Consider the following 10,603-nt stretch of genomic DNA (forward strand, 5'->3'; position numbering starts at 1 on the left):
TCGCAAGAGGGCAACCGCGAGGCGCTGATCAAGCTGTACGCCGACAACAGCGGCAACCCCGAGCTTTCGTTCCGCGAAGAACTGGCGGGCGACAACCTGAACGCCCGGTATTCGCCGCTGCTCGACGAGGGCTTCATCGCCGGTTACCAGGGCGTGCTGGATGACGGCGTCAAGCTGGGGCTAATCCGCCAGACGTTTGACGTGAAGGCCTGGTTCCAACCCGCTTTCGTGCAGCAGGCCGTCAAGGACCTCAAGCTCGACAAGCAGTGGCGCGAGACCGATGCCGCCGGCAAGGCCAAGGGGGCTGCATGAGCATCACCACCAATGTGGCCGCCTCCGCTTCCACCCAAGCGCCCAATATCGTCTTTATCCTGGCCGACGACCTGGGCTGGGCCGACCTGAGCGTGTACGGCCAGACCGACTTCACCACGCCGCACCTGGATGCGCTGGCGGGCGAGGGCGTGCGCTTTACCCAGGCCTATGCCAACTCGGCCGTGTGCTCGGCCACGCGGTTTGCGCTGATCACGGGGCGCTACCAGTACCGGCTGCGTGGTGGGCTGGAGGAACCCCTGGTGCGCAAGGCCCATGTGCACGGCCTGCCGCCGGAGCACCCCACGCTGCCATCGTTGCTGCGCGATGCGGGCTATGACACGGCGCTGATTGGCAAGTGGCACCTGGGCAGCCTGCCCACATTCGGCCCGCTCAAAAGTGGCTACGACCGCTTCTTTGGCAACTATGGCGGTGCCATCGACTACTTCACGCACAAACCCGGCGTGGGCGATGCCGTGGCGCGCGATTTGTACGAAGGCGAGGTGCCGGTGGAGCGCGTGGGCTACTACACCCAGCTGCTGGCCGATGAGGCCACGCGCTGGATCGGCGAGCGCAGCGCGGCCAAGCCGTTCTTTCTGTCGCTGCACTTCACCGCACCCCACTGGCCCTGGGTGGGGCCGGAGGACGAAGAAATATCGCTGGGCCTGAAAGACCTCTTTCACTACGACGGCGGCAACCTGGCCACCTATGCGCGCATGGTGCGCTCGCTCGACAAGGCGGTGGGCCAGGTGCTGGATGCACTCAAGGCACAAGGCCTGGCAGACAACACCATCGTCGTCTTCACCAGCGACAACGGCGGCGAGCGCTTTTCCAAGACCTGGCCCTTCACCGGCCAGAAGACCGAGTTGCTGGAGGGCGGCATCCGCGTGCCCACGCTGCTGCGCTGGCCTGCGCGCATTGCACCGCAGGTGAGCGACCAGGTCACCGCCACCATGGACTGGCTGCCCACGCTGCTGGCCGCTGCGGGCGTGGCGCCCCATGCCGACTACCCGCCCGACGGCGAGAGCATCCTGCCCGTGCTGCTGGGCGATGCGCCTGCGCACCCGCGCACGCTGTTCTGGCGCTACAAGTCGCAGCGCCAGCGCGCCGTGCGCGAGGGCCGTTTCAAGTACCTGCGCATCAACGACAACGAGTTTTTGTTCGACGTGGAAGACGACACGCTGGAGCGCGCCAACCTGCGCCACAAGCACCCCGAAGTGTTTGAACGCCTGCGCACGGCGTGGGAGCAGTGGAATGCGCAGTTCCTGCCCATCACCGACGAGGTCATCACCCACGGGCTGTCGCCCGACATCCAGGCCGACCGCTATGTGCCCGACCTGTCCCAGCGGGGCATGTAAGACCCGCACGGGCAAAAAACCAAAGAAAAGTGACTGATGCGTTAGTGGAATATGCGCTTGATGCTATTAAAAGCATAGTATCTACAGGCCCCTGCGCTACGGGCTGTCTGGCTACGGAGCGCATGGGGCCGTCGCCAACACGGTCCCGCGCGGTGGCAGTCACATCGACATTGTGAGACCGGCTTTTCATTCATGAACTTTCAGCAACTGCGCTCTGTGCGCGAAACCGTGCGGCGGGGCTTCAACCTGACCGAAGTGGCACACATCCTGCACACCTCGCAGCCCGGGGTGAGCCGCCAGATCCGCGAGCTGGAGGAGGAGCTGGGCGTGGAGATTTTTGTGCGGGCGGGCAAACGCCTCACGGGCCTGACACCGCCTGGCGAAGTGCTGTTGCCCACAGTCGAGCGCCTGCTGCTGGAGGCGGACAACCTCAGGCGCGCGGGCCAGGACTTCAGCGACAGCGCGCAGGGGCGCCTGTCGGTGGCGGCCACGCACTCGCAGGCGCGTTATGCGCTGCCCCAGGTGGTACGCGACTTTCGGGCGTTGTTCCCGCAGGTGTCGCTGCACCTGCACCAGGGCTCGCCCCGCCAGGTGGCAGAGATGCTGTTGTCCGGCGAGGCCGACATCGGCGTGGCCACCGAGGCGCTGGCCGGCTACGACGCCCTGGTCACCCTGCCGTGCTACCGCTGGACGCACAGCATCGTGGTGCCCCCGGGCCACCGCCTGCTGGACCTGCCCAGCCCGGTGACGCTGGAGCAATTGGCGCAATATCCCATCATCACCTACGAGCTGGGCTACACCGGCCGTGCGCACATCGACGAGGCCTTTGCGCGGGAGGGCCTGGCGCCCGACATCGTGCTCACGGCCATGGATGCCGATGTCATCAAGACCTATGTGGAGCTGGACATGGGCGTGGGCATCGTCGCATCCATCGCTGTCGATGAAGACCGCGACCGCCATCTGCGCCTGATTGATGCGGGGCATCTGTTTGAGGTGAATCTGACCCGCCTGGGCCTGCGGCGAGGTGCCTGGTTGCGCGGGTATGCCTACAGCTTCATCCAGAGCTTTGTACCCACGCTGACACGGGACGTTGTAGAGCAGGCGGTTGTGCAGTCCGCAAGCGTGGATGGAGGAGCCTCGCTGGGCGCTTGATGCGCCCGGGTTGGGCAGGCAGGTGGCAGGGCAGCCGCACATCTCCGTGTCCACCGCGGTGATGACGGCATGAGGGCATGGGCCTGCACATGCCTTCCACCGCCATGCCGTGCGTCGCAGCCAGGTCGCGTTATGGGAGGTGTGCAGTCGCGCTGCCTTGTCCTTCGGCGCCTACGGCCCCGTCGCCCCGCCGTTGCCTGCGGGGTGTCGAGTTGCGCCGCCAGGTACGCAGAAGAAGGCGGGCGGCGCTGGCCAGTGCTTCGTCGAGTGCGCAGCGCCAGTCTTTGGCCACCGAAGACACCACGACCGCCCCTGCTCCGTCGGTGCGCAGGGCGATCTGGCAACGCTTGTCGGGGCCGCCCCGGGGGCCGTTGATGTCATCCAGCTTGATTTCAGCGCGTGGCACCAGAGCGTTCAGCCGCCTAAAGGCAAAGCGAACGCGACGCTCCACGGCATCGCGCATCAGTGCGGCCTCGGGGTGGCGTGTTCTGAAAAGAATCTGCATTTGCGATCTCCTGAGTTGAGGATGACACCGTAGCCCGCAGCTTGGCGGCCAACCAGCAGGAAATTTCTTCGTTGAATCTCTGAAAATTCTGTGCTTTGGATGCGATTTCGCTGCCGATGAATCACATCGATTTTCTGGATGTGTATGTCAGAGAAAACCTGCTTCTTTTCAGCGGGTGGGGGGCACACATTCAACGCTTCTTCCTGTTCGCAACTTTCCGCCTCAAAGGAGCCGTCCGTGAAACCCTGGTCTGGAATCTCTTCGCTCATTGTCACCCTGCGTCATCGCCTTGTGCGCTGGCTCTCCAGTGTCGCCGTGGCTCGGGCACCCGTGCTGCGGCGCGTGCCGGTCAAAGTGCCGCTGCGGGTGCAAGCCCAATACCGCGACGGCTGGCAGCCGCGTTCACGCTATCGCCGCTAGTGCGGCGCGCTTGGTCAACCATTGCTTGCTTGTCACCTTTGTCATTGCACGTACCCCATATCAAGGAGATCAGAAATGCGTAGCTATCCCCGCAACAGCCCCGAAGCTGTAGCCCGAATCATCGCCTTGCTATTGATATCGGATGGCCATGTCAGCCGGTCCGAGCTGGATGCCTTGCATGGGCTTCACATGGAGCTGGACCTGGGCTTGCCGCACGGCGGCTTTGCCAAGGTGTTGCACGGCCTGTGCGAAGACCTGTGGATGGGTATGCATGAACAGCGCGTTTTGACCGCCAGCATTGATGGCCCCACGCTGACCTTGTTGCTGGCTGAGGTGACCGACCCCGCCCTGCGGCGCAAGGCCCTGGAGTTCGCTTACGCAGCCGCTACGGCTGACAGTCACCTGGCGCAGAGTGAGTGGTGGCTGATGAATGCAGCGCGCCAGTATTGGCAAACGGGCTTCATGCCCACTGAGCTCGGCCGCTACGAGCTGGCGCAGGCTGTCTGACGCGGCTGCGGCTGCAAGTGCAAGCATCAACAAGGGGGATGCTGGTTGCGCGGGAAGCCCGCTAGGCTGTGCCCAGCCCGGCGGAAGCATCCACCAACTGCCGCACCAGAGGGTGGTGCTGCCCCCGGCGCGACCAGATGGCGTGGACTTCCTCAAAGAGCTGCGGGCATTCGCCCAACAGGCGCAGCCCACGCACCAGCCCCACATCTTGCGCACCTAACCGACTCACCGGAAATACCCCTAGCCCCCGCGCTGCAAACACGGCCAGCAAGGCGCTGTCCTCAAACTCACCCACCACGCGTGGTTGCAGACCCAGGTCTTGAAACCACGCATCCAGCGTGGCACGCAACGGCGCGTGGTGTGTGGGCAGCAGCACCGGCAAATCTTGCAGTGACTGGGGAAAGCGGTCGCGTGCTGCTTTCTTCACCAGCGACGCCGGTCCGTACCACTGCAGCGGCGAGCGCGCGATGCGTTCGCTGGTCAGGCGTTGCTGGGGGATGCGCGGCGCAGCCTGCCCGGCCAGCACCACGTCAAGCTGATGCAGGGCCAACTCGGAGAGTAGCTCGTCTGACTCTCCCTCGTGGCACACCAGCCGCAGATGGGGTGTTGCCAGCACTGGCTCCAGCAGCGCATGGGCCGCCAGTTTGGAGATGCCGTCCGACAGCCCCACTGACAACCGCGCCACGCGGGCCGTGGCTGCCTCACGCACCTCTTCTTCAATGTACTGGCCCAGTTGAAAAATCTCTTCCGCCCGGGTAAACGCGGCTTGCCCAGCTTCGGTCAGCGCCACACCGCGCCCCGAGGGCTTGAGGAGCTGGTGGCCCAGCGACTTTTCCAGGTCCCGCACCTGTGCGCTGATGGTCTGCACTGCCATCTCCAGCCGGTCTGCGGCCCGGGCAAAGCCGCCTTCCTTGGCAACCATCCAGAAGTAGTACAGGTGGCGGTAGTTCAGCATGCGTGGCCTCAGGTTCGAGAAAACCGAATGCTAGGTGCGGCCTGGGCTGGTGTCTATGTCACGCCGGTTTGCCCATACTCATCGCTTGCCATTTGTGCAACTCAAGGAGGTTTCGCATGTTCTACGCAATCAACTGGTTTCTTTCATTGGCCTTGCTGGCACTGTGGTCGCTGGCGTGCTGGGCTCTGCATGCAGTCACCGTGTGGGTGGTGTCCAGTGCGGGCGCCTTGGCAGGTGGCAGCACGGTGGCGGATGTAATCTTCTTACCCGCCTGGCTCAAGGCCTGGATGCCTCCCGAGCTGATGGGGCAGTGGGAGGCTTTGGTCTCCTCCGCGGGCCCCATCGTGCAGGCCGTGCTGGAGGCGGTGCCAGCTCTTGCAGGCGCGGTGACGTTCCTGGCCTGGGCGCTGTGGGGGGTAGGTGCCGTGGTGCTCGTGGCACTGGCTGCCGGGATTCACATCCTCATTGCGCTGGCCCAACGCCGTGGCGGTGGTCCCGGCACCCCGCAGCCCGCATTGGTCCGCTGAGTGGGGTCAGCTTCGTGCCCCGTATGCTCAGGGCAATGACTTCACGCCCTCAAACGCGGCGTTCAGCGCCGCCTCGGCGGCCAGCAGGCGCTGCCGGGCTTCACCCGACCAGGCGCGGTCCTTGGCCAGCGTGTCCTTCGCAGCGGCCACCATGCGCGCGACCTCCTGGGGCTGGGGGCCGCCTGTGCCGGTGCGGGTCAGCACCATCTCGGCGGGGGACAGGGCGCGGCGGAATTCCTTCTCCGTGTGCGGCAGGCGCTGGTCCTTGATGTCGTACTTTTTGCCCGCTTCGCGGTAGATGCGCACGGCTTCGGCGTACGGAAAGTCCTTGGGCCGGATGTTGCGCTCTTTGGCATACACCACCACGTCCGACGCAAAGTGGTGGCCCACCCGGAACGGAATGGCATGGGTGCGCTGCAGGGTTTCGGCCAGCTCCATCGACGTGGTCCATTCGGATTCCAGTTCGTCCAGTGCGCGGGTCGGGTCGATGCGCAGCGAGTCCAGCACATCGGCCAACTGTTGCAGCATCTCCACGCCCTGGACAAAAGTCTTGGCGCTGCCGGGGCTCCAGGTGTTCTTGTAGTCGATCATGCCGGGCGTGACGTTATGGGCCCGCCACAGCGATGCCTGGGCCGACGCCACCACATCGCTGGCCTTGGCGCGGGTGTTCTGGATGATGCCCGGGTTCGCTTTCTGCGGCATGGCGCTGCTGGTGTAGGTCTTGCCGCTGGCCAGCAGCAGCCATGGCCGGGTCTGGTGGTACTGGGTGTGCACATCCTGCATGAAAGCGCCCACGCGGATGGCGGTGGAGCTGGCGATGGACGTGGCCTCGATCGGGATGTCATACGTGCTGATCTGCCCGGCATCCAGCGAGTTGACGATGAGCCCGTCAAACCCCAGCAGTTGCGCCAGGCGCTCCCGGTTGATGCCCCAGCTGGAGTTGGCCAGCACCGCCGTGCCCATGGGGCTGAGGTTGATGCGGGCATAGGCCTCGCGGATGCGTGCCGAGTCGCGGGCGAACGAATCGGCAAACGCCATGAGGTAGTGCCCATAGCTGATGGGCATGGCCTGCACGCCATTGGTGTAGGCGGGCACATAGGTGGCGGTGTGCGCCTGTGCGATGGTGATGAGCCGTGCGCGCACCTGGTCCAGGGCATCGGCAAAGTCCAGCATCTCCAGGCGCAACTGCGCAGCGTTCAGGGTGGAGTGGATGTCCTGGCGACTGCGTCCGGTGTGGATCAGCGTGGCCTCGGGGCCCACGGCGTCCGTGATGATCTTCTCGACCTGCAGCACATCGGTGGGGCGCTTGCCGCCCGGGGCCGTCGCCTGCGTGATCGACAACTCCACGCCCCTCGCAATGCGGCCCGCCTGGGCTTTGGGGATGATGCCTTGCTCCACGTTGACCACGGTCGATGCCATGTTGATGCGGCCAAACCAGTAGAAGGTGTCCTGCGACTTGGACAAGGCGCTGGTGGCGTCCCCCTTGACCAGCCCCTGGATCTTGGCGACCTGTGCCTGGCATTCGGCGGTGGTCTTGCAGGCGGTGTCCAGGGTGTCAGCGGCCTGTGCCTGGCCCATGGCCAGGAGTGCGCCCACGACCGGGGCGAGCAGGAAGTGGGTGGGGCGCAAGGTGATCGTGCGCAGGGGCTGGCGCTGAGGTGATGGCATGGTGGTTTGTCTCCTGAGATCTCTTGCATCCAGCGGCAGGCTGGTGCTGGAATAAGATTCGTTAATTGAATGCATCTGGCGTGGGTTTGCCCCTTGCCAGCGCGCGATCGTTCCATAGCAGGCGCCGCAAGGCCAATGCTTCTTTTTCAAGTGAATTCAATTTTTGAATAAGCCATGCCGGATTTGACGCCTTCCGTCCTGTTCAACCGCATCCTGGGGCGGGTGCGCCTCAAGCACCTGCAGCTGGCCATTGCGATCGCCGACCTGCAGAGCCTGCACCGGGCGGCTTCCTCCATTGGCCTGAGCCAGCCCGCCGCGACCCATGCGCTGGTCGAGCTGGAAAGCTCTCTGGGCGGCCCTCTGTTCGAGCGGCACTCCAAGGGCATGCGCTTGACCCGCCTGGGAGAGGCGGTGCTACCGCTGTTGCGCGCATCGCTGGTCCCTCTGCAGGCGGCAGCAGGCAATGCGGCGTTGATGCAGCAGGGCGCTGCGTCCGCACTGATCCGCATCGGCAGCATCGCGGCGGGCATCAACGGCCTGCTCACGGTGGCCATCCCCACTTACGTCGCCGCGCATCCCGATGCCGCCATCGATGTGCACGAGGTCACGATCGACAATTTGCTGGAGAGCATCCAGGAGGGGACGCTGGACATGGCCATCTGCCGCGAACCGACCCCGCTGCCGCAAGGGTTCGCGTTTTGCGCCGCGCTGCAGGATGGGTTTGTGGTGGCCTGTCGTCCGGAGCATCCTCTGACCCGGCAGGCCACCGTCACGGCCGCAGAGCTGCTGGCCCAGCGCTGGCTGGCCCCACCCCTGACCGGGCTGGGACCCCAGCAGGTGGAGAGCCTCTTCGATGAACTGGGTGGTGTGCCCGAGCTGTGCCGCGTGTCGAGCCGTTCGACCGAGATTGCATACGCCATGCTGGCCGACAGCGACATGCTGATGTGCGCGCCCGCCAGCCTGCTGCGGCCGCTGGTCCAGCGTGGAGAGCTGGCGGTGTTGCCGTGGAAGTCGCAGGCGGTGGGGCCGCTGGGCATCTTGGTCAAGGCAGATGTGCTGGCGCACCAGAGCCACCCGTGTCACAGCCTCATCGAGCATGTGCTGGCCGTTGGGGCGGGGCTGGGTCGCTGACGGCCATCAGCCAAGCGCTGCGACGGCGCTCCCAGCGTTTTGTCAGCCGCCCTGGTCGCCTGCGTCGCCCTGAGCAGGGCCCAGCGCTTGCATCAGCATTTCCACCAGCGCGCGCAGCCGGGGCACCCTGCGCAGGTCCCGGTGGTAACCCAGCCACACGTCGCGCCCTGGTGGTGCCGGGGTACTTTCCAGCTTTTGCAGGCCGGGGTGTGAATCCCCCAAGGGGCAGGGCAGCACGGCCAGGCCCGCTCCGGATGCGCAGGCCACGGCCTGCACATGCCGGTTGTTGCTGCGAAACGCGATGCGCGCCGCAGGAAAGGCTTCGCGCAGCCAGGCCGCGTCCGGCATCTCGCTGAAGCCCAGGTCCATCGTGACGAGGCGAACGTCCGCATCGTCCGTGGGCATGTCTGCGCCCCGCTGCATGTACAGCGCATAGGGCACATGCATCAGCCGTCGCTGTATGACGTCGGGCTCGTCAAAAGGAACGATGCGCGCCACCAGGTCCGCCTCGCGGCGCGCCAGGCTGAAGAGGCGCGCATCGGTCAGGAGTTCGATGGTGACCCGAGGGTGGTTGTTGGTAAACGCTGCGCACAGCGGCGCCAGCACATGCAGACCAAACCAGTCGGAGGTCGATACCCGCAGCGCGCCTTCCAGCTGCTGGTCTGCGCCGTCCAGTTGGCGGGAGAACGACAGCGCCTGCGCTTCCATGCCCTCGGCGTGGCGCAGCACGGCGGCTCCTTCGTCGGTCAAGACGAAGCCCTCGGAGGTCCGCTGGAACAGGGTGTGGCCCAGAGAAAGCTCCAGCGCCTTCAGCCTGCGGCCCATGGTGGGCTGGCTTTGTTGGAGGGCGCGGCCTGCCGCACCCAGCGTGCCGTGCCGGGCAATGGCCAAGAACACCTGTACGTCATCCCAGTTCATTGGCTGGATCATACAAAAGTGAATGACAAGGTTTCAATCTTGTGGCTTTTCATTCAAAAGCGAAAGGTGAAAACTGGCGGCACTGTTCAACCCCACGAAGGAAAACGCCATGTCCACCTCTCCCGTCCCCACCATGCAGGCCCTGGTGCTCGCATCCCCCCACGGCGCACTGACCCCCACCTGGCTGCCCCGGCCCCAGCCTGCGGCGGGCCAGGTGCTGGTCCGCATCCACGCCAGCGGCGTGAACCCGCTGGACACCAAGATCCGCGCGGGCGCCGCCGAGCACGCCCAGCAACCACTGCCCGCCGTTTTGGGCATGGACCTCGCCGGTGTGGTGGAGGCGGTGGGGCAGGACGTCTCTCGCTTCAAGGTGGGGGATGCGGTGTATGGATTTACCGGCGGCATTGGCGGGCTGCAAGGCAGCCTCGCGCAATACGCTGCGGTGGATGCCCGGCTGTTGGCCCACAAGCCAGGTCGGCTGACCATGCGTCAGGCAGCGGCCTTGCCGCTGGTCTTCATCACCGCCTGGGAAGGACTGATGGACCGCGCCAACGTGCGCAGCGGGCACAAGGTGCTGGTGCACGGCGGCGCCGGGGGCGTGGGCCATGTGGCCGTGCAGCTGGCGCGCGCGCGGGGTGCCGAAGTGTTCGCCACGGGCACGGCGGCGCAGGCAGGCTACATCCGGTCCCTGGGCGCCACGCCGATTGACCATGAAACAACCTCGGTCGAGGCCTATGTCCACGCGTTCACCGACGGCCAGGGCTTCGATATCGTTTACGACACCGTCGGTGGGCCAGTGCTGGATGCGTCGTTTGTGGCGGTCCGCCGCTACTCAGGCCACGTGGTGACTTCGCTGGGCTGGGGCACCCACAAGCTGGCGTCGCTGTCGTTCCGGGGCGCTACCTTCTCCGGGGTGTTCACGCTGCTTCCCATCCTCACGGGGGAGTTTCGTGAACACCATGGCGAGATCATGGAGCAGGCCACCTTGCTCGCGGAAGCGGGGCAACTGGAGCCATTGCTCGACCCGACCAGCTTCACGCTGGATACGGCCGAAGCGGCACACGCCCTGGTCGCCAGCGGCCGCGCCCGTGGCAAGGTGGTGGTGAGCGTGCTGCCATGAGCCAGCCGGGTCAACCTTTGGCAGCAAGCGCCA

At 65.5% G+C, this 10,603-nt stretch carries 11 protein-coding genes and 1 pseudogene; 7 read left to right on the top strand and 5 right to left on the bottom strand.

Annotation, left to right across the window (positions count from 1 at the left end; all coding sequences use genetic code 11):
• The 3 genes and pseudogenes from ISS20_RS20540 to ISS20_RS20550 form a co-directional block, all read left to right on the top strand.
• Window positions 1-312, top strand: a pseudogene (locus ISS20_RS20540) (sulfate ester transporter substrate-binding protein); the annotation flags it as partial.
• On the top strand, window positions 309-1,667 hold the full coding sequence (locus ISS20_RS20545) for a sulfatase-like hydrolase/transferase (RefSeq protein WP_291439076.1): 1,359 nt from the start codon (window positions 309-311) through the stop codon (window positions 1,665-1,667). The pseudogene ISS20_RS20540 and the gene ISS20_RS20545, both read left to right, overlap by 4 nt.
• A gap of 192 nt (window positions 1,668-1,859) precedes the next feature.
• The gene (locus tag ISS20_RS20550; RefSeq protein WP_291439078.1) at window positions 1,860-2,819 is read left to right on the top strand and encodes a CysB family HTH-type transcriptional regulator; all 960 of its coding nucleotides are present in this window, start codon (window positions 1,860-1,862) and stop codon (window positions 2,817-2,819) included.
• Between the two features lie 130 nt (window positions 2,820-2,949).
• Here the strand turns inward: ISS20_RS20550 and ISS20_RS20555 are convergent, their stop codons facing one another.
• Together ISS20_RS20555 and ISS20_RS20560 are read right to left on the bottom strand one after the other, a co-directional pair.
• On the bottom strand, window positions 2,950-3,324 hold the full coding sequence (locus ISS20_RS20555) for an HPF/RaiA family ribosome-associated protein (protein ID WP_291439079.1): 375 nt from the start codon (window positions 3,322-3,324) through the stop codon (window positions 2,950-2,952).
• Window positions 3,282-3,593 (bottom strand): hypothetical protein, encoded by a 312-nt coding sequence (locus ISS20_RS20560; protein WP_291439081.1) that lies wholly within the window; start codon window positions 3,591-3,593, stop codon window positions 3,282-3,284. Before ISS20_RS20560 ends, ISS20_RS20555 begins: the two co-directional genes overlap by 43 nt.
• 226 nt (window positions 3,594-3,819) lie before the next feature.
• Here ISS20_RS20560 and ISS20_RS20565 point away from each other — a divergent pair, with 226 nt between their 5' ends.
• Window positions 3,820-4,251, top strand: a complete 432-nt coding sequence (locus ISS20_RS20565; RefSeq protein WP_291439083.1) for a TerB family tellurite resistance protein — start codon at window positions 3,820-3,822, stop codon at window positions 4,249-4,251.
• A gap of 61 nt (window positions 4,252-4,312) precedes the next feature.
• On the opposite strand, the gene ISS20_RS20570 is transcribed toward ISS20_RS20565, so the two are convergent.
• Window positions 4,313-5,206 carry a LysR substrate-binding domain-containing protein gene (locus ISS20_RS20570; protein WP_291439085.1) on the bottom strand — a complete coding sequence of 298 codons (894 nt, stop codon included), beginning with the start codon at window positions 5,204-5,206 and terminating at the stop codon, window positions 4,313-4,315.
• A 116-nt stretch (window positions 5,207-5,322) separates the two neighbouring features.
• Between ISS20_RS20570 and ISS20_RS20575 the strand changes: the two genes are divergently transcribed.
• Window positions 5,323-5,733, top strand: a complete 411-nt coding sequence (locus ISS20_RS20575) for a hypothetical protein (protein WP_291439086.1) — start codon at window positions 5,323-5,325, stop codon at window positions 5,731-5,733.
• Between the two features lie 27 nt (window positions 5,734-5,760).
• Here ISS20_RS20575 and ISS20_RS20580 read toward each other — a convergent pair whose 3' ends face one another.
• Window positions 5,761-7,401 carry an argininosuccinate lyase gene (locus tag ISS20_RS20580; protein WP_291439088.1) on the bottom strand — a complete coding sequence of 547 codons (1,641 nt, stop codon included), beginning with the start codon at window positions 7,399-7,401 and terminating at the stop codon, window positions 5,761-5,763.
• Between the two features lie 174 nt (window positions 7,402-7,575).
• Between ISS20_RS20580 and ISS20_RS20585 the strand changes: the two genes are divergently transcribed.
• Window positions 7,576-8,532 (top strand): LysR substrate-binding domain-containing protein, encoded by a 957-nt coding sequence (locus ISS20_RS20585; RefSeq protein ID WP_291439090.1) that lies wholly within the window; start codon window positions 7,576-7,578, stop codon window positions 8,530-8,532.
• Between the two features lie 42 nt (window positions 8,533-8,574).
• Here ISS20_RS20585 and ISS20_RS20590 read toward each other — a convergent pair whose 3' ends face one another.
• Window positions 8,575-9,450, bottom strand: a complete 876-nt coding sequence (locus ISS20_RS20590; protein ID WP_291439092.1) for a LysR family transcriptional regulator — start codon at window positions 9,448-9,450, stop codon at window positions 8,575-8,577.
• A gap of 109 nt (window positions 9,451-9,559) precedes the next feature.
• Here ISS20_RS20590 and ISS20_RS20595 point away from each other — a divergent pair, with 109 nt between their 5' ends.
• Window positions 9,560-10,570 (top strand): zinc-dependent alcohol dehydrogenase family protein, encoded by a 1,011-nt coding sequence (locus ISS20_RS20595; protein ID WP_291439094.1) that lies wholly within the window; start codon window positions 9,560-9,562, stop codon window positions 10,568-10,570.
• Window positions 10,571-10,603: the final 33 nt, after the last annotated feature.

The organism is Acidovorax sp. (assembly GCF_016783915.1).
Classification (GTDB): Bacteria; Pseudomonadota; Gammaproteobacteria; order Burkholderiales; family Burkholderiaceae_C; genus Acidovorax.

What these genes read in the sequence shown, in the direction of transcription:
- ISS20_RS20590 (WP_291439092.1), bottom strand. Translation starts at nt 9,450, where the DNA reads ATGAACTGGGATGACGTACAGGTGTTCTTGGCCATTGCCCGGCACGGC.
- ISS20_RS20570 (WP_291439085.1), bottom strand. Translation starts at nt 5,206, where the DNA reads ATGCTGAACTACCGCCACCTGTACTACTTCTGGATGGTTGCCAAGGAA.
- ISS20_RS20560 (WP_291439081.1), bottom strand. Translation starts at nt 3,593, where the DNA reads ATGAGCGAAGAGATTCCAGACCAGGGTTTCACGGACGGCTCCTTTGAG.
- ISS20_RS20575 (WP_291439086.1), top strand. Translation starts at nt 5,323, where the DNA reads ATGTTCTACGCAATCAACTGGTTTCTTTCATTGGCCTTGCTGGCACTG.
- ISS20_RS20580 (WP_291439088.1), bottom strand. Translation starts at nt 7,401, where the DNA reads ATGCCATCACCTCAGCGCCAGCCCCTGCGCACGATCACCTTGCGCCCC.
- ISS20_RS20565 (WP_291439083.1), top strand. Translation starts at nt 3,820, where the DNA reads ATGCGTAGCTATCCCCGCAACAGCCCCGAAGCTGTAGCCCGAATCATC.
- ISS20_RS20545 (WP_291439076.1), top strand. Translation starts at nt 309, where the DNA reads ATGAGCATCACCACCAATGTGGCCGCCTCCGCTTCCACCCAAGCGCCC.
- ISS20_RS20555 (WP_291439079.1), bottom strand. Translation starts at nt 3,324, where the DNA reads ATGCAGATTCTTTTCAGAACACGCCACCCCGAGGCCGCACTGATGCGC.
- ISS20_RS20595 (WP_291439094.1), top strand. Translation starts at nt 9,560, where the DNA reads ATGTCCACCTCTCCCGTCCCCACCATGCAGGCCCTGGTGCTCGCATCC.
- ISS20_RS20585 (WP_291439090.1), top strand. Translation starts at nt 7,576, where the DNA reads ATGCCGGATTTGACGCCTTCCGTCCTGTTCAACCGCATCCTGGGGCGG.
- ISS20_RS20550 (WP_291439078.1), top strand. Translation starts at nt 1,860, where the DNA reads ATGAACTTTCAGCAACTGCGCTCTGTGCGCGAAACCGTGCGGCGGGGC.